Genomic DNA, 21,075 nt, shown 5'->3' on the forward strand with positions numbered 1-21,075 from the left:
GCCCCCGGCCCGCGAGAATACGATCCACGCCGCAGCCACGGCGATTGACGCATGGATGCTCGGGTCACGCCCGACCATGCCAGATAGCAGGCCGGCCACCGCATTTGATACGCTGATCTATCGTCTGAAACCGAGCCGCTTGTTCTCGCCCGGCGTCTCTGTCGCCGTCAGCTCTGCTGAGAAGACGGGAGGCGCTCGCCATATGCACGGCCATCACCCCATACGCCGTCATCCTCGCCCCCCGAGCCGAGGATCCACGCCGCAAGCGCAGCGGGTGCGAGCTCGCAAAGTCCGGCCCCAAAACAGCCGGAGAAAGGGGCGCGCACCGGCGCCCCTGTCAAACGCTCACCCGGCCAGGGCTGCCGCCACGGCCTCGATGGCGGCGTCGGCCTTGTCGCCGTCGGGGCCGCCGGCCTGGGCCATGTCGGGACGACCGCCGCCGCCCTTGCCGCCAAGCGCGGCAGAAGCGACGCGGACGAGATCGACGGCGCTGACCTTGCCGACAAGATCCTCGGTGACCGCGACGACCGCGCTCGCCTTGCCGTCGGCGGCAACGCCGACCAGCGTGACGACGCCCGAACCGAGGCTTGCCTTGCCTTCATCCGCAAGACCCTTCAGGTCCTTCGGATCGACACCCGTGACCACGCGGCCAAGGAATTTCACGCCGTTGATGTCGCGCCCGGCATCCGTGCCGGCCGCCGAACCGCCGCCCATGGCGAGTTTCCGGCGCGCCTCGGCAAGCTCCTTTTCGAGCTTCTTGCGCTCGTCCATCAGCGCCTCAACGCGCCCCAGCACCTCGCCCGGCTGCACCTTCAGCGTCGCGGCGATCTGGCGTACGCGCTCGTCCTGCTCGGCAAGATAGGCGCGCGCCGCCTCACCCGTCAGCGCCTCGATGCGCCGCACGCCCGCACCGACGGCGCTGTCGCCGAGGATGCGCACCAGCCCGATCTCGCCGGTGGCGCCGACATGGGTGCCGCCGCACAGCTCGACCGAATAGGGCTTGCCGGCCTTGCCGCCGCGCACGCCGCGGCCCATCGACACCACGCGCACTTCGTCGCCGTATTTCTCGCCGAACAGCGCCATGGCGCCCTCGGCAATCGCATCGTCCACGCTCATCAGGCGCGTCGTGACCGGGCTGTTCTGCACGACGATCTCGTTGGCCATGTCCTCGACGATCTTCAACTCCTCGGCCGACATCGGCTTCGGATGCGAAACGTCGAAGCGCAGGCGCTCCGGCGCGACCAGCGAGCCCTTCTGGGCCACATGGGTGCCGAGCACTTCGCGCAGCGCCTCATGGATGAGGTGGGTCGCGGAGTGGTTGGAGCGAAGACGCCCGCGGCGCGCATGATCGACCGTCAGCTGGGCTGCGTCACCCACCTTGATGCGGCCGTCCGATACCGTGCCGGCATGGACGAAGAGGCCCTCGCCGCGCTTCTGCGTATCGGAAACCGCGACCGCGCCGCCCTCGACCGTCACGACACCGGCGTCGCCCATCTGGCCGCCCGATTCGCCGTAGAAGGGCGTCTGGTTGAAGACCAGCTGCACCGTTTCGCCGGCAGCCGCTTCGCTGACGGAAACGCCATCCTTGACGATGGCGAGCACCACGCCTTCGGCCGTCTCTGTGTCGTAGCCCAGGAATTCCGTCGCGCCGTGCTTTTCGCGCAGCTCGAACCAGATCGTCTCGGTCGCCTTGTCGCCGGAGCCGGCCCAGCTCTTGCGGGCCTCGGCCTTCTGGCGCTCCATGGCGGTCGAGAAGGCATCGGTGTCGACGCCGATGCCGCGCAGGCGCAGCGCATCCTGCGTCAGGTCGAGCGGGAAGCCGTAGGTGTCGTAGAGCTTGAAGGCGGTCTCGCCGTCGAGCTTGTCGCCCGAGGCGAGATCGGCGGTCGCATCGTTGAGGAGGCCGAGACCGCGCTCCAGCGTCTTGCGGAAACGGGTTTCCTCGAGCTTCAGCGTCTCCGAAATCAGCGCCTCGGCGCGCACCAGCTCCGGATAGGCGCGGCCCATCTGGCCGACCAGCGCCGGCAGCAGGCGGTACATCAGCGGATCGCGAGCACCCAGAAGCTGCGCATGGCGCATGGCGCGGCGCATGATGCGGCGCAGAACATAGCCGCGACCCTCGTTCGACGGCAGCACGCCGTCGGCGATCAGGAAGGCGGAGGAGCGCAGGTGGTCGGCAATGACCCGGTGGCTGGCGCGGCGGTCACCCTCGGCCTTGACGCCGGTCGCTTCCTCCGACGCCGAAATCAGCGCCTTGAAGAGGTCGATGTCGTAATTGTCGTGCACGCCCTGCAGGACGGCGGCGACGCGCTCGAGACCCATGCCGGTATCGATCGAGGGACGCGGCAGGTTGATGCGCTCCTCCTTCGTCACCTGCTCGTACTGCATGAAGACGAGGTTCCAGATCTCGATGAACCGGTCGCCGTCCTCTTCCTTCGAGCCGGGCGGGCCGCCCCAGATGTGGTCGCCATGGTCGTAGAAGATTTCCGAGCAGGGACCGCAGGGGCCGGTGTCACCCATCGCCCAGAAGTTGTCGCTGGTCGGGATGCGGATGATGCGGTCGTCGGAAAAGCCGGCGATCTTCTTCCACAGCCCGAAGGCCTCGTCGTCGGTGTGGTAGACGGTCACCAGCAGGCGCTTCGCGTCGAGCCCGAATTCCTTCGTGATCAGGTTCCAGGCAAACTCGATCGCATTCTCCTTGAAATAATCGCCGAAGGAGAAATTGCCGAGCATTTCGAAGAAGGTATGGTGGCGCGCGGTGTAGCCGACATTGTCGAGGTCATTGTGCTTGCCGCCGGCGCGCACGCATTTCTGCGCGGTTGCGGCGCGCGAATAGGGGCGCTGCTCCAGGCCGGTGAAGACGTTCTTGAACTGCACCATGCCGGCATTGGTGAACATCAGCGTCGGGTCGTTGCGCGGAACGAGCGGGCTGGAGGCCACGGGCTCATGGCCGTTCTTCTTGAAGTAGTCGAGGAAGGTCGACCGGATTTCGTTCACGCCACTCATCGTTCAGCCCTTTTGTCGTTGAGGCCGCACCATCGGCGCGGTCGCCTCGCCCGCCCTTCGGCGCCGCGCAGGTCTTTCCTGCCGGCACCCAACCGGATGAGCGCTTTTATCGCCCGTCACAAACCCTGTCCAGACAGCAAACCGCAGGGTCGAAAACCCCGGGACGAACGAAGAAAGCCGGCCGTTGCGGACGGCCGGCTTCCAAAACGATTGTCGATCCCGGCCGATCACCAGCCCCGCCGGCCGATCACATGTCGGCCGCATCCAGATCGTCATTGGCGTCGGGACCGCCATTCTGCAGGAACTTGTCGGCGATGAGGCCGGCATTCTGGCGCAGCGCCATCTCGATCTCGCGCGCCACGTCCGGATTGTCGCGCAGGAACTGCTTGGCATTCTCGCGGCCCTGGCCGAGGCGCTGGCTGTTGTAGGAGAACCAGGCGCCCGACTTCTCGACGATGCCGGCCTTGACGCCGAGATCGACGAGCTCGCCGGTCTTGGAAACGCCCTCACCATACATGATGTCGAATTCGACCTGCTTGAAGGGCGGCGCCATCTTGTTCTTGACGACCTTCACGCGCGTCTGGTTGCCGACCACCTCTTCGCGGTCCTTGACGGCGCCGATGCGGCGGATGTCGAGGCGCACGGAGGCGTAGAACTTCAGCGCATTGCCGCCCGTCGTCGTTTCCGGCGAGCCGAACATGACGCCGATCTTCATGCGGATCTGGTTGATGAAGATCACCATGCAGTTCGACTTGGAGATCGAGGCCGTCAGCTTGCGCAGCGCCTGGCTCATCAGGCGGGCCTGCATGCCGGGCAGGCTGTCACCCATCTCGCCCTCGATTTCGGCGCGCGGCACCAGTGCGGCGACCGAATCGACCACGAGAACGTCGAGCGCGCCGGAACGCACCAGCGTATCGACGATCTCCAGCGCCTGCTCGCCCGTGTCGGGCTGCGAGATCAGGAGGTTTTCGAGATCGACGCCGAGCTTGCGGGCATAGACCGGGTCGAGCGCATGTTCGGCGTCCACGAAGCCGCAGATGCCGCCCTTCTTCTGGGCTTCCGCGATGGTCTGCAGCGCCAGCGTCGTCTTGCCCGAGCTTTCCGGCCCGTAGATCTCGATGATGCGGCCCTTCGGCAGGCCGCCGACGCCGAGTGCGATATCGAGGCCGAGCGAACCGGTCGGGATCGTCTCGATCTCGATCACGCTGTCCTTCGAACCGAGCTTCATGATCGATCCCTTGCCGAACGACCGTTCGATCTGGGAGAGAGCCGCTTCGAGCGCCTTGCTTTTATCCACCGATTTGTCCTCTACGAGCCGCAAACTGTTCTGTGCCATCGGTTCACCTTTAGGGTATTGGAGTTGATCAGGCAACGAAGCCGCCGTGGTCAGGTATGTACTCTTTTTGTTCTCATCTTGCAAGGGCCCGCCAAATGATTGGTGAGATTTCATTATCCGGCGCGTGTTCTTTTTTTGTTTTCGGCCCTGCCGAACATCGTGATGTGCGGATGGACGGATGCCGGAGCAGCCCCGCAAGCCCGGCGCGCCCCCGTCTCGATTCGCCGCTTCGGGCGCTTTGCAGCGGGGAAGCGCGGGCATGACGCAGCCAGTGATTTCCGTCTTCGGCGGCGCCCATATCGACCGGCGCGGGCGCATTGCCGGCGAGACCGCGCCGGCCGCGAGCAATCCGGGAACGTGGATGGAGGAGCCCGGCGGCGGCGGCTTCAATGCAGCGCGCAATCTCGCCCGCCTCGGCCATGCCGTGACGATGGTCAGCCCGCGCGGGGGCGATGCCGAAGGCGAGAGCGTGGCGCGCGCGGCGGCAGAGGCCGGCGTCACCGATCGCCCGGCCATCTACCTCGACCGGCGCACGCCCACCTATACGGCCATCCTGGAGCGCAACGGCGACCTCGTCATCGCCATTGCCGATATGGCGCTCTACGATCTCTTCTCGCCGCGCCGCCTGCGCCAGAAGGCGTTGCGCGATCTCGTCGCGCAGTCCCGCCTGGTGCTCTGCGACGCCAACCTTCCCGCCGAAACGCTGGCCGCGCTGACAGCGACGGCAAAGGCGGCAGGCTGTCTCACCGCCGGCATCGGCGTCTCGCCCGCCAAGGTGGTGCGTTTTGCCGATAGCCTGGCTTCGCTCGATTTCCTCTTCCTGAATGCCGCCGAAGCCGCCGCGCTGACAGGGAAAAAGGCCGCGGATCCGCAGGCCTGGCCGGCGCTGCTGTCGGCGTGCGGCTTGCGCGGCGGCGTGGTCACGGCCGGCGCAGGCACGGCGGTCGCCTTTTCGGGTGATGAGCAGGTGACGCGCGCACCGCGCCCGCTGGAGGTGATCGGCGACGTCACCGGGGCCGGCGATGCCCTCGCCTCCGGCTTCCTCGCCGCCCATCTTGCCCGTGAAAGCCTTGCCGGATGCCTGGAAAGCGGCTTCGCGGCCGCGGCCATCACGCTGCGGTCGCCGCTCGCCGTCCATCCGGATCTCTCGCCGGAACGCCTCGCCGCGGAGCGAAAGCGCGGCGGGGAATAGGCCGAAGCGGATCGATTTGACCTTGTCCGGCCCGGCCACTTGCTGGCATGAAGCGGCCACGAACGATTGTGAAAGAGCCGGGTGGTGCCTCCCCCCGCCCCGCCGGCCCAACAGGATGACACTGATGAGCAGACCCTTTTCGCCGCTCCTGCCGATGAACTATTCCGATGAGGTCGCCGCCGCCAAGGCGAACGGCCAGCCGATCGTGGCGCTGGAATCGACCATCATCACCCATGGCATGCCCTATCCCGGCAATCTGGAGATGGCCCGCAGCGTCGAGGCGATCATCCGCTCCGGCGGCGCGGTTCCCGCCACCATCGCGGTCATCGACGGCGTGCTGCATGTCGGCCTCTCGCCCGAGATGCTGGAATCGCTGGCAAAGACCGAGGGCGCCATGAAGCTGTCGCGCGCCGACCTCGCCTTCGCGATCGCGGAAGGCCGCACCGGCGCCACCACGGTCGCCGCCACCATGATCGCGGCGGCCCGCGCCGGCATCCGCGTCTTCGCCACCGGCGGCATCGGCGGCGTGCATCGCGGCGCGGAAGACAGCTTCGACATTTCCGCCGACCTCGACGAGCTCTCGCGCACCGGCGTCATCGTCGTCTGCGCCGGCGCCAAGGCGATCCTCGATGTTCCCAAGACGCTGGAAGTGCTGGAAACGCGCGGCGTTCCCGTCGTCACCTATGGCTCTACGGAATTCCCGGCCTTCTGGTCGCGCGAATCGGGTCTGAAGTCGCCGCTCTCCCTCGACAGCGCCGACAAGATCGCCAATTTCCAGGCCATGCGCGACCTGCTCGGCGTGGATGGCGGCCTGCTGGTGGCCAATCCCGTGCCGGTCGAAAGCGAGATCGACCGCGAGGAAATGGAAATCTACATCCGCACCGCGCTCGCCGATGCCGAGGATGACGGCATTGCCGGCAAGGCGGTCACCCCCTACCTGCTCGCCCGCATCTTCGAACTCACGGAAGGCCGCAGCCTGAAGACCAATATCGCGCTGGTCGAAAACAATGCCCGCCTCGCCGCCGGCATCGCGGTGGCGCTCAACAAGGACTGACGACGCCAGACGACCTGCGGAGAAACCGGCGGCCGCGTCCCGAAAGGGCGCGGCCGTTGCCGTTGAAAGGGGCGAACACCGCCCGCCATATTAAGAAAATTTAATATGCCAAAGGGCTTACCGCACCTGCGAGCAGGAATATAACTTCCCGCATCGCCAGTCCGCACCCGCCGCCGCCCGCCCCCTCCCGGTGTCCCGCCCGCAACGACCCGTGCAGCTGTTCGCGATCCCTTTTCGACTGTCGTCCGCCCGAAAGGACAGCCTTTGAAGACGTCCCGGATCCGCACCGCAAGCCTTTCCATCCTTGTCATAGCCGCCGCCGGCGGGGCCGCCTATCTCTGGCGCGATCGCCTGCCGCCCGCCCTCCTCGCCGCCCTGCCCTTCGGCCATCCTGCCGCAGAGGCACAGACCTCCCCGCCGGGCGGCCAGCCGGCCGCAGCCGATGCGACCGCCAGCGGCCAGACCCACCACCACCACGACAAGACCGGCGGTCAGGATCAGGGCCAGACCACGGCCGAGGCGCCGGCCCAAAGCAGTGGCAATGGCACCGGCGGTGGCCACGGCAGGAATGGCGGCACCGGCGGCCCGGCGGCCGTCAAGACGGTTGCCGCCGTCACCGGCGTGCTGCCGCTCGACATTCCCGCCACCGGCTTTGCCGTCGCCGATCAGACGACGATGCTGACGGCGGCAGAACAGGGTGTCGTCACCGATATCGCGGTCAGCGACGGCGCCACCGTGAAGAGCGGCGATCTCATCGCCAGACTGGATGACCGCGCTGCCCGCGCCGCCGTCGCGAAGGACGAGGCGATGATCCTGCGCGACAGCGCCACCCTTGCCGAAACGGAGACGGCCCTGCGCCGCGCCCAGGATCTCGTTGCCAACAAGGCCGGCGCCCAGCAGACGCTGGACCAGGCACAGGCGGCCCGCGATACCGCCGCCGCGACCGTGGAGGCCGACAAGGCGACGCGCGCGGCCGATCAGGTCCTCCTCGAGCACACCGAGATCCGCGCCCCCTTCGACGGGCGCCTCGGCGAGATCCAGGTCAGCCTCGGCGCAAACCTCGCCTATGGCGCGCCGGTCGTGCGGCTCGTCAAGTTCGACCCCGTCTATGTCAGCGCCCATATGGAACAGGCACTGCTGCCCTGGCTGCGCAGCGCGCTCGCCAAGGGCCCGGTCAGCGTCACCACCGTGCCGTCCGCCAAGGGCGATGTCGCGCACACGGGCACGCTCGCCTTCTTCGACAACACCGTCGATCCCGCCTCCGGCACCATTCTTGTCAAGGCGCGGTTCGACAATCCCGACGGCACGCTCTGGCCGGGACAGGCGGTCAACATGGTCGCCCACATCAACACGGATGACAGCCACGTGCTGGTGCCGACGGTTGCCGTCGAGCCCGGCCAGCAGGGGCCGATCGCCTATGTCATCCGCGACGGCAAGGCCGATGTCGTGCCGGTTACCGTCGATCGCGTCGCCGGCGACATGACCGCCGTCAGCGCGGGCCTTTCGGCCGGCGATCATGTCGTGGTCGAGGGCCAGGCGCAGCTCTTCCCCGGCCGGCCCGTGACGGAAAGCGTCGCAGACGGCACCGCCGCCGACCCCGCCAAGGCCACGCAGACCGTCGCATCGGAGCAGGCACCATGATCCCCCGTTTCTGCATCGAGCGGCCCGTCGCCACCACGCTTCTGGCCATCGGCGTCATGCTCGCCGGCATGGCCGCCTACCGCCTGCTGCCGGTCGCCGCCCTGCCGAAGGTGGATTTCCCGACCATCAGCGTTTCCGCCTCGCTGACCGGCGCCTCGCCCCAGACCATGGCGACCTCGGTCGCGACACCGCTCATCAAGCAGTTCCAGACCATTCCGGGCGTCAGCGAAATCAGCGCCACCAATTCGCTCGGCAATTCCAACATCGTGCTGCAGTTCGATCTCAACCGCAGCATCGATGCGGCAGCGGCCGACGTGCAGGCGGCGATCTCGTTTGCCAACCGGCAACTGCCTTCCAACATGACGACGCCGCCGAGCTACCGGAAGACCAACCCGGCCGATGCGCCGGTCATGCTGCTGGCCGTGCGCAGCGAGACGCTGCCGGGCGCAAAGCTCGACGACATCGCCGAAAACGTCATTTCGCCGGCGCTTTCCACCCTGCCGGGCGTGGCGGAGGTGCAGGTCTACGGCGCCCAGACCTATGCCGTGCGCGTCGAGGTGGACCCCGACAAGCTGCTCACCCGCGGCATCAGCATCACCAGCGTCGACAAGGCGGTCGCGGCCGCCAACAACCAGCTTCCGGTCGGCACCATCGATACGGCCCAGCAGAGCCTGACGATCAACACCAATTCACAGCTCACCAATGCCGATGCCTTCCGCTCGCTGGTGATCGCTGCCCCGAACGGCGCGCCGGTGCACTTAGGCGACGTCGCGACCGTCAGCGACAGCGTGGCCAACGACAAGACCGGCAGCTGGTATGACGGCAACCGCGCCATCCTGCTCGCCATTCAGCGCCAGCCGGGCGCCAACACGGTCGAGGTGGTCGATGCCATCAAGGCAAAGCTGCCTGCGCTGCATGCCGTCATGCCGGCCTCGGTCGAAACCTTCGTGATGAACGACAGTTCGCAGCCGATCCGCGATGCGATCTCCGATGTGAAGTTCACGCTCCTGCTCACCATCGGCCTCGTCATCCTCGTCATCTACCTCTTCACCGGCCACCTCGGCGCGACCGTCATTCCGGGCCTCGCCGTTCCCCTCTCGCTCGTCGCCACCTTCGGCGTGATGTATGCGCTGGACTACAGCATCGACAACATCTCGCTGCTGGGGCTCACGCTTGCGGTCGGCCTCGTGGTGGACGATGCCATCGTCATGCTGGAAAACATCCTGCGCCACGTGGAGGCCGGCATGCCGGTGCGCAAGGCGGCGATCCTCGGCTCGGCCGAGGTCAGCACCACCATCGTCTCCATGTCGATCTCGCTCGTCGCCGTCTTCCTGCCCATCCTTCTGATGGGCGGCGTCATCGGCCGGGTCTTCAACGAGTTCGGCATGGTCGTCACCATCGCCATCCTCGCCTCCGCCGTCGTCTCGCTGACAGTGACGCCCATGCTCGGTGCCCGCCTGTCGGGTGGCCATTCCCGCCCGCCGCTGCTCATTCGCCTGTTCGATGCCGGCTTTGCCGCCACGACACGCGCCTATGGCCGCTCGGTCGGCTGGTGCCTCAGGCACCGCTTCATCATCCTCGGCCTGTTCTTCGCCTCCCTTGCGGCCACCGTCACCCTCTTCATGACGCTGCCGACCAGCTTCTTCCCGACCGAGGATATCGGCCGGCTCAACATCTCCACCCGCGCCCGGCAGGATATCTCCTACGCCGCCATGCAGGCCCTGCAGAACCAGGCCGCCGATCTCGTCCGGCAGAACCCGGCCGTCGCCCATGTCGTGTCGATTGCCGGCGGCAGCGCCCGCAGTCCCGTCAACAACGGTACCATGTTCGTGGAGCTGAAGCCGAAGGAGGAGCGCCCGCCGCTCGACCAGACGCTGGCCGAACTGCGCCGCACGGTCGCCTCCGTGCCCGGCCTGCAGGGCTTCGTCACCCCGCAGCAGAACCTGCGCTTCGGGGGCCGGCAGAGCGCCAGCCAGTACCAGCTCGTCGTGCAGGGTCTGGACGCAGCCACGACCAACCTGTGGGCCGGCAACCTGCTGACCGCCATGCGCCGCGACGGCCACTTCACCGATCTCGTGTCGGATGCCCAGAACAATGCGCTGCAGGCCGACATCGCCATCGACCACGAGAAGATGGCCGCCTACGGCATCGGCACGGATGTCCTGCGCACCACGCTCCTCCAGGCCTTCGGCTCCAACGCCCCGACGCAGATCCAGTCGACCGGCAACAGCTACAACGTCATCGTCGAATATGACCGGTCGAAGCCCTGGGATGAAAACAGCCTCGCCGCCATCCGCGTGCCGGGCACCGGCGGGGCGCTGGTGCCGCTGTCGAGCTTTGCGACGGTGACGCGGGGCACCGGGCCGGTCACCATCAACCAGACCGGCCAGCTCGTCTCCACCACCATCTCCTTCAACCTGCCGCAGGGCATCTCGCTCGGAGACGCCACGAAGACCATCGATGCGATCAAGCGCGACATCGGGGTTCCCGCCGACGTCTTCACCTCCTATGGCGGCTCGGCGCAGATCTTCCAGCAGTCGCAAGGCTCCATGCCGGTGCTGATCCTCGCCGCCGTCTTGACGATCTATGTGGTGCTGGGGGTGCTCTACGAGAGCTTCATCCACCCGCTGACCATCCTCTCCGGCCTGCCGTCCGCCGCACTCGGCGCCCTGCTCGCGCTGGAGGTCATGGGCTTCGACCTCTCGATCATCGCCATCATCGGCCTCCTGATGCTGATCGGCATCGTCAAGAAGAACGCGATCATGATGATCGACGTGGCGCTCGAAACCCTGCGCTCCGGCGCCGGCATCACACCGGGCGAGGCGATCCACGAGGCCTGCATCCGCCGCTTCCGGCCGATCATGATGACGACCTTCTGCGCGCTGCTCGGCGCCCTGCCGATTGCGCTCGGCACCGGCACCAGCTCGGAACTGCGCCAGCCCCTCGGCATCGCCATCGTCGGCGGCCTGCTGGTCTCCCAGGCGCTGACCCTCTTCATCACCCCGGTGATCTTCGTCGAGATGGACCGCCTGTCGAGACTGCCGGGCCGCCTCTTCCGCCGGCGGGCGCATGCGGCGGCGGCTTCAGGAGTGTGAGGCGCGCCGCCGTCAACGACCACCCTCAGCTCGCCGCAGCGCTTCGAGAGCGGCCAGCGAGGAACCGGCGGCCACCCCACCCACTGTCATCCTCGGGCTTGCCCCGAGGATCCACAGCCGCACATTCACAGCGAGCCGCATGGATATCTCGGTCAGGACCCGGACATAGCGGCCCGAGAACGCGCCGCCACCCGCGCGAGCACCTCAGCTGTCCAGCATCTCCCGCACCGCCACGGCGAGCTGCTTCAGCGAGAACGGCTTCGGCAGGAAGCCGAACTTGGCGTCGGAGGGCAGGTTGCGGGCAAAGGCGTCCTCGGCATAGCCGGAGACGAAGATGAACTTGAGGTCGGGATAGGTCTTGCGAAGCTCGCGCAGCAGCGTCGGCCCGTCCATTTCAGGCATCACCACGTCGGAGACGACGATATCGACCGCGCCGTTCAGCTCCTCCATGATGTCAAGCGCTTCCACGCCGGAGCCCGCCTCGTGGACGGTGTAGCCGCGCGTTTCCAGCATGCGCTTGCCGCCGCGGCGCACCGCCTCCTCGTCCTCGACGAGCAGGACGACGGCCGAGCCGCCGGTAAGGTCGGCGGGTTCGGTGGCGGACTGGCCGAGCTGCTTGCCGACGGCGATCGTCTCGGCCGCCTGTTCGGCCACGGGCGCGGCCTCGGCCCCCTCGGCGGCAGCGGCGACCGGCTCCTCGATGTAGCGCGGCAGGAGGATGTGGAAGGTCGTGCCCTTGCCGACTTCGCTTTCCGGATAGATGTAGCCGCCCGACTGCTTGACGATGCCGTAGACCATGGAAAGTCCGAGGCCCGTGCCCTTGCCGACTTCCTTGGTGGTGAAGAAGGGCTCGAAGATCTTGTCGAGGATTTCGGGCGCAATGCCGGTGCCCTCGTCCACGACATCGACGACGACGAAGTCTTCCGCCGGCAGTTCCGTGCGGTTCATTGCCGCCGCTTCCGACGCCGGCAGGTTGCGGGTACGGATCGTCAGCGTGCCGCCATTCGGCATGGCGTCGCGCGCATTGACGGCAAGGTTCAGAAGCACCTGCTCGAACTGCCCGAGATCCGTGCGCACCGGCCAGAGGTCGCGGCCGAAATCGACGTCGATCTTCACATGCGTGCCCGTCATGCGATCGACCAGCATGCGCAGGTCGCCGATGACGTCGGTGAGGTTCAGCACCGTCGGGCGCATCGTCTGCTTGCGCGAGAAGGCGAGAAGCTGGCGCACCAGCACGGCCGCGCGGTTGGCGTTGCGCTTGATCTCCATCAGGTCGGCGAAGCTCGCATCCGAAGAGCGGGCCGACAGCAGCAGATGGTCGGCCGACAGCAGGATCGCCGTCAGCACGTTGTTGAAGTCATGCGCGATGCCGCCGGCGAGCGTGCCAACCGCATTCATCTTCTGCGTCTGCGCCATCTGCGTCTCGAGCGCCTTCTGCTCGGTCGTCTCGACGGCGTAGACGATCGCCGCCTCTTCCGGCGCCTCGTCCGTATGGTCGATCACGGCATGCACGTAGAAACGGAAATGACGCGCCTCGTCCTTCGGGTGCCGGCTGTCGATCGGCGCGATGTCGCCCTGCAGGTCCTTGGCGGCCGCCAGCGCATCGGCAAGCGCCTGCCGCTCGTTCTCGTGCACCACCAGCGCGAGCTTCGCGCCATTGTCCATCTCGTCGCGCGACACAGCGCCGGAGAACATCTTCAGGAAGGGCGCGTTGGTGCGCAGGATGCGCCCGTCGCCATCGATCGAGGCGATCGCCATCGGTGTGTTGTTGAAGAAGCGCGTGAAGCGCATGGCCGCGACGGAGCCCGGCTGGTCGCTGTCGTCACCGGCACGGCGGTTGAGCACGATGGTGCGGCTTTCGCCGGGCGCCCCGTCCCGCGTGGAGGAAACGCTGTGCACCAGCCGCGCCGGCAGGCTCTGGCCGTTCGCCTTGCGCAGGTCGAGATCGAGAACCTTGGTCTTCTTCAGCCCCGGCTCGGCCTGCACCGACTGCACCAGCGTCAGGCCCTCGCCGGCGAGAAGATCAGCCATGCTGAGGCTGCCCGGCTGGAACTTGGTGAGATCGATGCCCAGCCAGTCCGCAAGCGTTGCATTGATATAGAAGATCTCGCCACGGCGTCCGGCCGAGAAGAAGCCGGCCGGCGCATGGTCCAGATAGTCGATGGCGTTCTGCAATTCCTTGAAGAACCGCTCCTGCTCGTCGCGCGACGAGGTGATGTCGGCCACCTGCCACAGATGCAGCGGCTGCTTGTCACCGTCGCGCAGCGGCAGCACGCTCGCCTTCAGCTGGAACCAGTGCGCGCCCGAACCGGCACTGGCGCCGGGCGACAGCGGCCGCAGGAGGCGGAATTCTTCCGCGCCCTTGCGCCCCTCGCGAAGCCCGTTGGTCAGCCGGTAGATGGCCTCCGTGGCCTCGCGGTTGCGCGACAGGATGGCTTCGAGCGGCTGGACCTCGGTCGCCTTGGACGCGCCCGTGAGCCGGGCATAGGCGGCATTGGCATAGACGATGCGCCCCTTGCGGTCGGTGACGACGGCGCCGTCCTCCAGCCCGTCGAGAAAGGCGCGTGCCAGATCGTCGGAACGCGACTGCGGCATGACCTCGATGAAGCCGATCACGGCGGAGACGAGGAAGAAGATGCCGACCATGGCGAGAACGCCCAGAATGCCAAGGCCGATCTCGTTTTCCAGCTGGTTCTTGAAGGCGATGAACCCGACGGCCGAGGCCGTCAGCACGAAGGCCAGCACGATGATCCGCAGCACGGTGCCGGGCCGGGCGCCGCGATCCACGATCGGCATCTGGTAGCCGCTGGCCTGCCGCAGTTTCGTCATCCGGTCCCCTTCGCCCGCGAGCGCGCCCGCGCGCCGCAGGCCCTGCCCATCACCGTGAAATGCACGCATCCGGCGCGTGCGCCGAAAGCTTGGGCCATGCCGGCCGAATCTTTACCGTATGCCGCCCCATATCAGACTCAATGCTTATCAGTCGAAGAGCAATGCACAAAGCACCGCAAGAAAGGCTCCGACCGGCAATTCACAGGCAATTTCCTGAAAAAAAGCAGGACTTTGCAGGCGCTTGACGCGGCTTTGGGCTGGCGTCTGCCCCGATCTCCCGCATGCGCCGCCCCGGCCACCTTGTATCCTTTCATGAATACGCTCTAATGATAAAGCCTTGAAATCGGCGGCAGCCCGCTACCTTCGGGCTGGAGACGACGAAGGATCGGGAGACGGCGCGATGGACACGACGATACTGGGCGATACCGGCGGCCGGCTGATGATTGCCATTCTCGGCGTCGGCATCGGCCTTCTGGTTCTGGTCGGCGTGCTCTGGTGGATGAAGAACCGTCCCTCATCGCCCTTCATCCGCGGCGGCCGCACCCGCCAGCCCCGCCTGGCCGTCCTCGACGCCGCCGCCGTCGATACCCGCCGACGGCTCGTCCTCGTGCGCCGCGACGATGTCGAGCACCTGATCCTGATCGGCGGCCCGACCGATGTGGTCATCGAAAGCCGGATCGTCGGCGCTTCGGCCGGCCAGCAGCCGGCCCCTGCCGCCGAGCGTGGCGCGACGCCGACACCCGAGACACGCGCGCCGGACGGCAGGACGGAGATCGCGTCGGTCGACCGCTGCGCCGCCGAACGTGCGCCCGTTCAGCCGCAATCCGCCCCGCGCGAGCGCACGGCGCCGGCTGCTCAGGTCGATCCCACCATCTCCAATGCCGGCGCGGCCCTCTACGGCGAACAGGCCGTGACCATGCCGCGCCCCACCGCCCAGGTCGCGACGCCCGCAGCCGCACCGCAGACGACCGAGCAGCGCCGCCCCGTGCAGCCGGCGGCTGCGCAACCCGCCCTTCGCGAGACGGCCCGCCCCGAAGACATCCTGGAAGCCGCGCGCCTGCGCGTCATGCCCCAGGCTGCCCAGCCGCAGGTCGTCCAGCCCCAGGGTCCGCAGGCGATCGCGGCCCAACCCGTGGCCGATGCCCGCATCATCCAGCAGCCTGCCCGCAATCCCGCCGGCCCGACCTCGGATTTCGAACGCCTGCTGGATGCCGAAATCAGCGGCGACCTGCAGCGGATCACGCCCGATGCACGCGACACCGCAGGCCGCGGCCAGCCCGCCGCCGCCCCGCGCGCTGCGGCCCAGGCAACAGCCGCGACACCCACCCAGCGCCGCGAACCTTCGTTGGAGGAGGAAATGTTCCGCCTGCTGGAAGAGCGCGACAATCGCGGAAATCGTTGACCTCGGGAGACGGTGGTCCAGGACGGGAACGCCGTTCGAAACGGCGCGCCTCCCGCCGCCGAAAGGGAAAGGTGCCCGTGACCACAGGCGTTTCGCCTGCTCATGGCCTCTGTCTCATGGCCGACCGTTCGCCGGGCCACTGCCCATGAGGATCACACCCTGTCAGACCAGATGGACATCAGGGCCAGCCGGCAGAACAGAAAGATAGGACGGAGACGCTGGAAGAGCGTGACCGGCAGAGCCGGCCGCGCGCTATAGCCCGGTGGTCCAGTCCCGGCAAAGGGGCTGTCCCCGGCAGGCGCGCAGGATCACGCCAGACGGCGATGCTCCAGACGAAAACAGCGCCCGGCGGGCGCTGCTGTCGTGGAGATCATTCGTCGCGGTAGACCTTTTCGCGGCGCTCGTGGCGTTCCTGCGCCTCGATCGACAGCGTGGCGATCGGGCGGGCGTCGAGACGCTTGAGGCCGATCGGCTCGCCGGTTTCCTCGCAATAGCCGTAGGTACCGTCATCCAGGCGCTGCAGTGCGGCGTCGATCTTGGAGATCAGCTTGCGCTGCCGGTCGCGGGCGCGAAGCTCGATGGCGCGGTCGGTCTCGGAAGAGGCACGGTCGGCGAGGTCGGGGTGGTTGGCGCTCTCTTCCGCGAGGTGGTCGAGCGTTTCGCGGGCTTCCCGAAGGATATCGTTCTTCCAGGCATTCAGCTTGGCACGAAAATAAGCCCGATGGTTGGGATTCATGAATTCTTCGTCCTCGGAGAGGACGTAGTTCCTAAGATCGATCTTCTCACTCAACGCGATTCTCCTGAAGAACATCTCGTGTGCGCGGTGTATAGACCCATGAGGGTCCGCATTCAAGCCTGCCAAAGCGACAGCGCGACCGGACGACACTGTCAATTCCTGAGGCTAACAGACTAATATTTCAGCAAAATTATAATCGGGTTGGAAAACTCCCTGTCCGCAACCGCGACTGCGGGGCGCGATCGGAGCGGGCTGGCGGCCAGGAGCCACAAAATCGCCCTTTATTTAAGCAGCGCAAATTTCACCCGCAAAGCGGCCCCGGTGGCCCACCGAATTCGGCCGACCGCCCCCGCCCGCCTTCGCTTTTTCGCGCGTATGGCCTTGAAATTTCTGCCGCCCGGATCGACAAAGCCCTGACGATTTGAAAGCGCCTGCGCTCAAGACCGGGAGACCCGCCCGGCACACCACGCGTCAGGCCGCAGGATCAAGCAGACCGAAACCCGGGAAGGAGCGCCCATGCCCAGCACCGAAGCCTCGCCCTTCCGCCTTTACCTGCTGCGCCACGCCCAGGCGGGCTGGGCCACCCCTGGGCAAAAGGATTTCGACCGCACGCTCGACGACACCGGCTATGCTCAGGCCGAGCTCGTCGCCGACCGCGCTGCCGACAGGGGCTTCAGGCCCGACCGCATCATCTCCTCCACTGCCGTGCGCTGCCGGGAAACGACGGAGGCCTTCCGCCGGGTGCTCGGCGAGGAAACCGACATCCAGTACACCGACGAGCTCTATGCCGCCGGGGCCGAGGCCTACCGCAACATCGCCGCCGCGCAGGACGACGTCGCCTCCCTGATGCTGGTCGGGCACAATCCCATGATCGAGGAACTGCTGCGCGCCCTTGTCGGCGATGATGCCGCGGCGCTGCGCATCCCGCTCGGCTATCCCCCCGCCGGCCTTGCCGTCGTGGAGTTCGATGCCCACCGTGCGCTGACCGCACCCGGACTGGCCACGCTCACCCAGTGGCTGAGCCCCCACGACCACGGCTGACGCACCGCCGGGCGCACCTGGCCTCCCGCCGTCCTGCCGCTCCTTCTTGCCCGGCCGCTTTGATGTCGCGCCCGGCCTTCCTATATGCAGGGTCAGTGAAACCGCAGCCATCCCCCGCGCTGCCATGAGCCTTTCCGGATCCTTCGCCCCGTGGCCAGCTTTCTCCATACCCTGCGCAACGATGCCCGCCTCGTCATCGACAACATCGCCGACCGCGCCGCAAACCTCACCGATCCCGCCATCCGCCTCGGCGTGACGGGCCTGTCGCGCGCCGGCAAGACGGTGTTCATCTCTTCGCTGGTCCACAATCTCCTGAATGACGGCCGCATCCCGGTCTTCGAGCCCATCCGCTCGGGCCGGGTGTCCAAGGTGCGGCTGGAGCCGCAGCCGGACGACGCCGTGCCGCGCTTCCAGTACGAGGATCACGTGAAGGCGCTGGTGCGCGACCGCATCTGGCCGGATTCGACCCGCGCCGTCTCGCAACTGCGCCTCACCTTCGACTACCAGAGCGCCAGCGGCTGGAACCGCATGTTCTCGCCCGGCCGCCTGTCGGTCGATATCGTCGACTATCCCGGCGAATGGCTGCTCGATCTGCCGCTCCTGTCGCAGGACTACGCCACCTTCAGCCGCAACACGGTGGAACTGGCCCGCCGGGGCATCCGCGCCGATCACTCCGGCGCCTTTCTGGCGCTTGCCGCCAGCCTCGATCCGGCGGCCGAGGGACAGGAGGACGATGCCCGCCGGCTCGCCGCCGCCTTTACCGATTACCTCGCCGGCTGCCGGGCCGATCGCCGCACGCTCGCCGCGCTGCCGCCTGGCCGCTTCCTGATGCCCGGCGATCTCGAGGGATCACCGGCGCTGACCTTCGCCCCGCTGTCCGATCTGCCGGATGAAAAACCGGCGAAAGGCAGCCTGCATGCGATGATGGAGCGCCGCTACGAGGCCTACAAGACCCATGTGGTGGAGCCTTTCTTCCGCGAGCACTTCGCCCGTCTCGATCGCCAGATCGTGCTGGTCGATGCGCTGCAGGCCATCAATGGCGGACCGGAATCGCTGGCCGACCTCGAAAGCGCGCTCGGCGACGTGCTCGCCACCTTCCGTCCCGGCCGGAACTCGTTTCTTTCCTCCTTGCTCACGCGCCGCATCGACAAGGTGCTGATCGCCGCCACCAAGGCCGATCACCTGCACCACGAAAGCCACGACCGGCTGGAGAAGATCACGCGCCGCATCGTCGCCCGCGCCATCGACCGCATCGGGCTGTCCGGCGCCGGCATCGAGGTGATGGCGATCGCCTCGGTGCGCGCCACCCGCGAGGCAACGGTGCGCCACGACGGCCAGACGCTGCCGGTCATTGTCGGCAATCCCATCGCCGGCGAGACGATCAATGGCGAAAGTTTCGATGGCGATACGAAAACAGCCATATTTCCCGGTGACTTGCCGGAAAATCCGGACTCACTTTTCGAACGGTCGGACTCAACCTCTGAGGATATCGCCCGCATGGGTCTGAATTTCGTGCGCTTTCGCCCGCCGCACATCGAAGAGACGGCCGGCGGGCTGAAACTGTCCGTGCCGCATATCCGGCTCGACCGCGCCATGCAGTTCCTGATGGGAGACCGTCTCGCATGACCAGCGATAGCGACACCCCGCGCCGCCGCCCCGCCGCCATCCGCCTCGATGATCAGCAGGCGGAACCGGTGCGCGTCAGCGCCGAACCGGCCGCGCCCCGCAAGCCCGCCGCCTTCGACGAGCGGCTGGCCGAAATCGCCGCCGACCAGGACATCTTTGACGACGCCCTGCCGCCTGTCGTTCCGCCGCGCCGCCGCCGCGCGCCCTTCGCCTCGATTGCGCTTGGGGGCCTCGGCATTCTCGTGTCGCTCGGCATTGGTCTCTGGATCGACGGGCTGATTGCCGATCTCTTCGCCCGCGCCGAGTGGCTGGGCTATGTCGCGCTCGCCGCCGCCACGCTCGCCGTGCTCGGCGTTGTCGCCATCGCCATCCGCGAATTCCTCGGCCTGCGCCGCCTTGCCACCGTGCAGGACATCAAGGCCGACCTCGCCGCCGAGCGCCTCAAGGGCACGCCGAAGACGGCCCGCGCCGAGATCGACCGCCTCGCCGCCTTCATCGCCCACCGGCCCGAAACCGCGGCCGGCCGGGCGCGGCTGAAGGAAAGCGACGGCGACATCATCGACGCCGCCGATCTCGTCGATCTCGCCGAGCGCGAACTGCTCGCGCCGCTTGACCGGATCGCCAAGCGCATGACGCTGGATGCTGCCAAGCGTGTTTCGGTCGTCACCGCCGTCAGCCCGCGCGCCATCGTCGATCTCGCCTATGTCGGCTTCGAGGCCGTGCGCCTGGTACGCGGCATGGCCGAACTCTATGGCGGCCGTCCCGGCACCTTCGGCATGCTCCGGCTGATGCGCGACGTGCTGGCGCATCTGGCCGTCACCGGCTCGATTGCGGTGGGCGACAGTCTCGTGCAGGAAGTCGTCGGCCACGGCATCGCCTCGCGGCTTTCGGCCAAGCTCGGCGAAGGCGTGATCAACGGCCTGATGACGGCGCGCATCGGCATTGCCGCCATGGATCTCTGCCGCCCCGTCGCCTTCTCCGCCCTGCCGCGCCCGCGCGTCGCCGACGTGATGGCGGAAATCTCGCCGCTCGGCCGCGATCGCAAATCCGGCTGACGCGGCGACCGGCGGCGGTGTTGCAGGAAAGCCGCAGGCCTCCTGCCAGCCTGTGGAAAGCACCGTGCCTGGCCCTTTTGCCGGCCGCGCCGCCCCCGCGCGAAACCGTCCATTAACCATTCTCGATCAAATGTCGATGCTACGAAAGCCGTCGAACATCAAGGATCGTTCATGTATTCGCGCACTTCTTTGGTTGCCCGCATCCTGGCGGCAGCAGTTCTGTCCGGCGTTTCGCTGGCATCCGCAACGGGCCATGCCGCCGGCAGCGACAAGGCCTTCTTCGACCGCGTCTCCGGCCAGTGGAAGGGCCCGGGCGAGATCGTCGCCGGCAAGTACAAGGGCACCAAGTTCACCTGCGAACTGACCGGCGCTTCCATCGACCAGGGTCCGGCCGGCCTGAAGATGGACGGTTTCTGCCGCGTCGGCGTCTTCAAGCAGCCGATGACCGCCACCATCCAGCGCGGCGGCAAGAGCTACAAGGGCACCTTCCTGGACGGTTCCGACGGCAAGGGCCTCGACGTCATTTCCGGCAATGTCGGCAAGGACAAGGTCGTCGTCGGCATCAACCGCAAGAAGCTGAACGGCGCCATGATCGCCCGCCTTGCAGACGATCGCACCATGAACATCACCATCTCGGTCAAAGTCGAGGAAACCATGGTCCCGGTCATCGGCGTCAGCCTGACCCGCCAGGTTGACGAGATCGCCGTCGGCTCGATCAAGCCGTAAGATCTTACAGAAGACCCTGCCCCGAAGCCCGGCGTTCGCGCCGGGTTTTTCGTTTGCGGGTGGTGACGCGACGCATCTGGTTCACGACCTGATGACGCCGCGGAAAAATCTTGGGAAAGCTATGCGCGCATCCTCTCATCAACGGCGAATCCCTCTCCACCCGGTCATCCTCGGGCTTGACCCGAGGATCCACAGCCACGCCCGTGAATGCCTGAAAGGATGGATCCTCGGGTCAAGCCCGAGGATGACCGGGTGGAGAGGTAGGACCGCACTGGAACGCGATGCCGAAGCTGATAGCCTCGCATCCTGAGTTTCCCTGCCTGCAAGCCAGGTTTT

13 protein-coding genes are annotated in these 21,075 nt (G+C 67.1%); 9 read left to right on the forward strand and 4 right to left on the reverse strand.

What is annotated here, in order from left to right; all coding sequences use genetic code 11:
• Positions 1 to 345: 345 nt before the first annotated feature.
• Both alaS and recA read right to left on the reverse strand, forming a co-directional pair.
• Positions 346 to 3,006, reverse strand: a complete 2,661-nt coding sequence (gene alaS / locus ACED18_RS04160; RefSeq protein WP_377289268.1) for an alanine--tRNA ligase — start codon at positions 3,004 to 3,006, stop codon at positions 346 to 348.
• 247 nt (positions 3,007 to 3,253) lie between these two features.
• Positions 3,254 to 4,342 (reverse strand): recombinase RecA, encoded by a 1,089-nt coding sequence (recA, locus tag ACED18_RS04165; protein WP_377289270.1) that lies wholly within the window; start codon positions 4,340 to 4,342, stop codon positions 3,254 to 3,256.
• Positions 4,343 to 4,601: 259 nt separating this feature from the next.
• Between recA and ACED18_RS04170 the strand changes: the two genes are divergently transcribed.
• From ACED18_RS04170 to ACED18_RS04185, 4 genes are all read left to right on the forward strand, one after another.
• Positions 4,602 to 5,534 carry a carbohydrate kinase family protein gene (locus ACED18_RS04170; protein WP_377289272.1) on the forward strand — a complete coding sequence of 311 codons (933 nt, stop codon included), beginning with the start codon at positions 4,602 to 4,604 and terminating at the stop codon, positions 5,532 to 5,534.
• 124 nt (positions 5,535 to 5,658) lie between these two features.
• On the forward strand, positions 5,659 to 6,588 hold the full coding sequence (locus ACED18_RS04175; protein ID WP_377289274.1) for a pseudouridine-5'-phosphate glycosidase: 930 nt from the start codon (positions 5,659 to 5,661) through the stop codon (positions 6,586 to 6,588).
• Between the two features lie 264 nt (positions 6,589 to 6,852).
• Positions 6,853 to 8,229: an efflux RND transporter periplasmic adaptor subunit gene (locus ACED18_RS04180; protein WP_377289276.1), complete on the forward strand. Its 1,377-nt coding sequence runs from the start codon at positions 6,853 to 6,855 to the stop codon at positions 8,227 to 8,229.
• Positions 8,226 to 11,324, forward strand: a complete 3,099-nt coding sequence (locus tag ACED18_RS04185; RefSeq protein ID WP_377289278.1) for an efflux RND transporter permease subunit — start codon at positions 8,226 to 8,228, stop codon at positions 11,322 to 11,324. The genes ACED18_RS04180 and ACED18_RS04185 overlap by 4 nt, the downstream gene beginning before the upstream one ends.
• 204 nt (positions 11,325 to 11,528) lie before the next feature.
• Here ACED18_RS04185 and cckA read toward each other — a convergent pair whose 3' ends face one another.
• Entirely contained in the window at positions 11,529 to 14,153 is a 2,625-nt protein-coding gene (gene cckA / locus ACED18_RS04190) for a cell cycle histidine kinase CckA (protein WP_377289280.1), read from the reverse strand.
• 400 nt (positions 14,154 to 14,553) lie between these two features.
• On the opposite strand from cckA, the gene ACED18_RS04195 reads away from it, so the two are divergent.
• Positions 14,554 to 15,555: a flagellar biosynthetic protein FliO gene (locus tag ACED18_RS04195; RefSeq protein ID WP_377289282.1), complete on the forward strand. Its 1,002-nt coding sequence runs from the start codon at positions 14,554 to 14,556 to the stop codon at positions 15,553 to 15,555.
• A 370-nt stretch (positions 15,556 to 15,925) separates the two neighbouring features.
• Here the strand turns inward: ACED18_RS04195 and dksA are convergent, their stop codons facing one another.
• Entirely contained in the window at positions 15,926 to 16,345 is a 420-nt protein-coding gene (gene dksA, locus ACED18_RS04200) for an RNA polymerase-binding protein DksA (protein WP_149737295.1), read from the reverse strand.
• A gap of 462 nt (positions 16,346 to 16,807) precedes the next feature.
• Between dksA and ACED18_RS04205 the strand changes: the two genes are divergently transcribed.
• The 4 genes from ACED18_RS04205 (at position 16,808) to ACED18_RS04220 (ending at position 20,739) form a co-directional block, all read left to right on the forward strand.
• The gene (locus ACED18_RS04205) at positions 16,808 to 17,332 is read left to right on the forward strand and encodes a SixA phosphatase family protein (RefSeq protein WP_377289285.1); all 525 of its coding nucleotides are present in this window, start codon (positions 16,808 to 16,810) and stop codon (positions 17,330 to 17,332) included.
• 150 nt (positions 17,333 to 17,482) lie between these two features.
• A complete protein-coding gene (locus ACED18_RS04210; RefSeq protein WP_377289287.1) occupies positions 17,483 to 18,958 on the forward strand; it encodes a YcjX family protein in 1,476 nt (491 codons plus the stop codon).
• On the forward strand, positions 18,955 to 20,013 hold the full coding sequence (locus ACED18_RS04215; RefSeq protein ID WP_377289289.1) for a YcjF family protein: 1,059 nt from the start codon (positions 18,955 to 18,957) through the stop codon (positions 20,011 to 20,013). The genes ACED18_RS04210 and ACED18_RS04215 overlap by 4 nt, the downstream gene beginning before the upstream one ends.
• A 171-nt stretch (positions 20,014 to 20,184) precedes the next feature.
• Positions 20,185 to 20,739, forward strand: a complete 555-nt coding sequence (locus tag ACED18_RS04220; RefSeq protein ID WP_377289291.1) for a hypothetical protein — start codon at positions 20,185 to 20,187, stop codon at positions 20,737 to 20,739.
• The last annotated feature ends 336 nt before the right edge of the window (positions 20,740 to 21,075 follow it).

It is taken from the genome of Rhizobium sp. SG2393 (genome assembly GCF_042610495.1).
GTDB lineage: Bacteria > Pseudomonadota > Alphaproteobacteria > Rhizobiales > Rhizobiaceae > RU20A.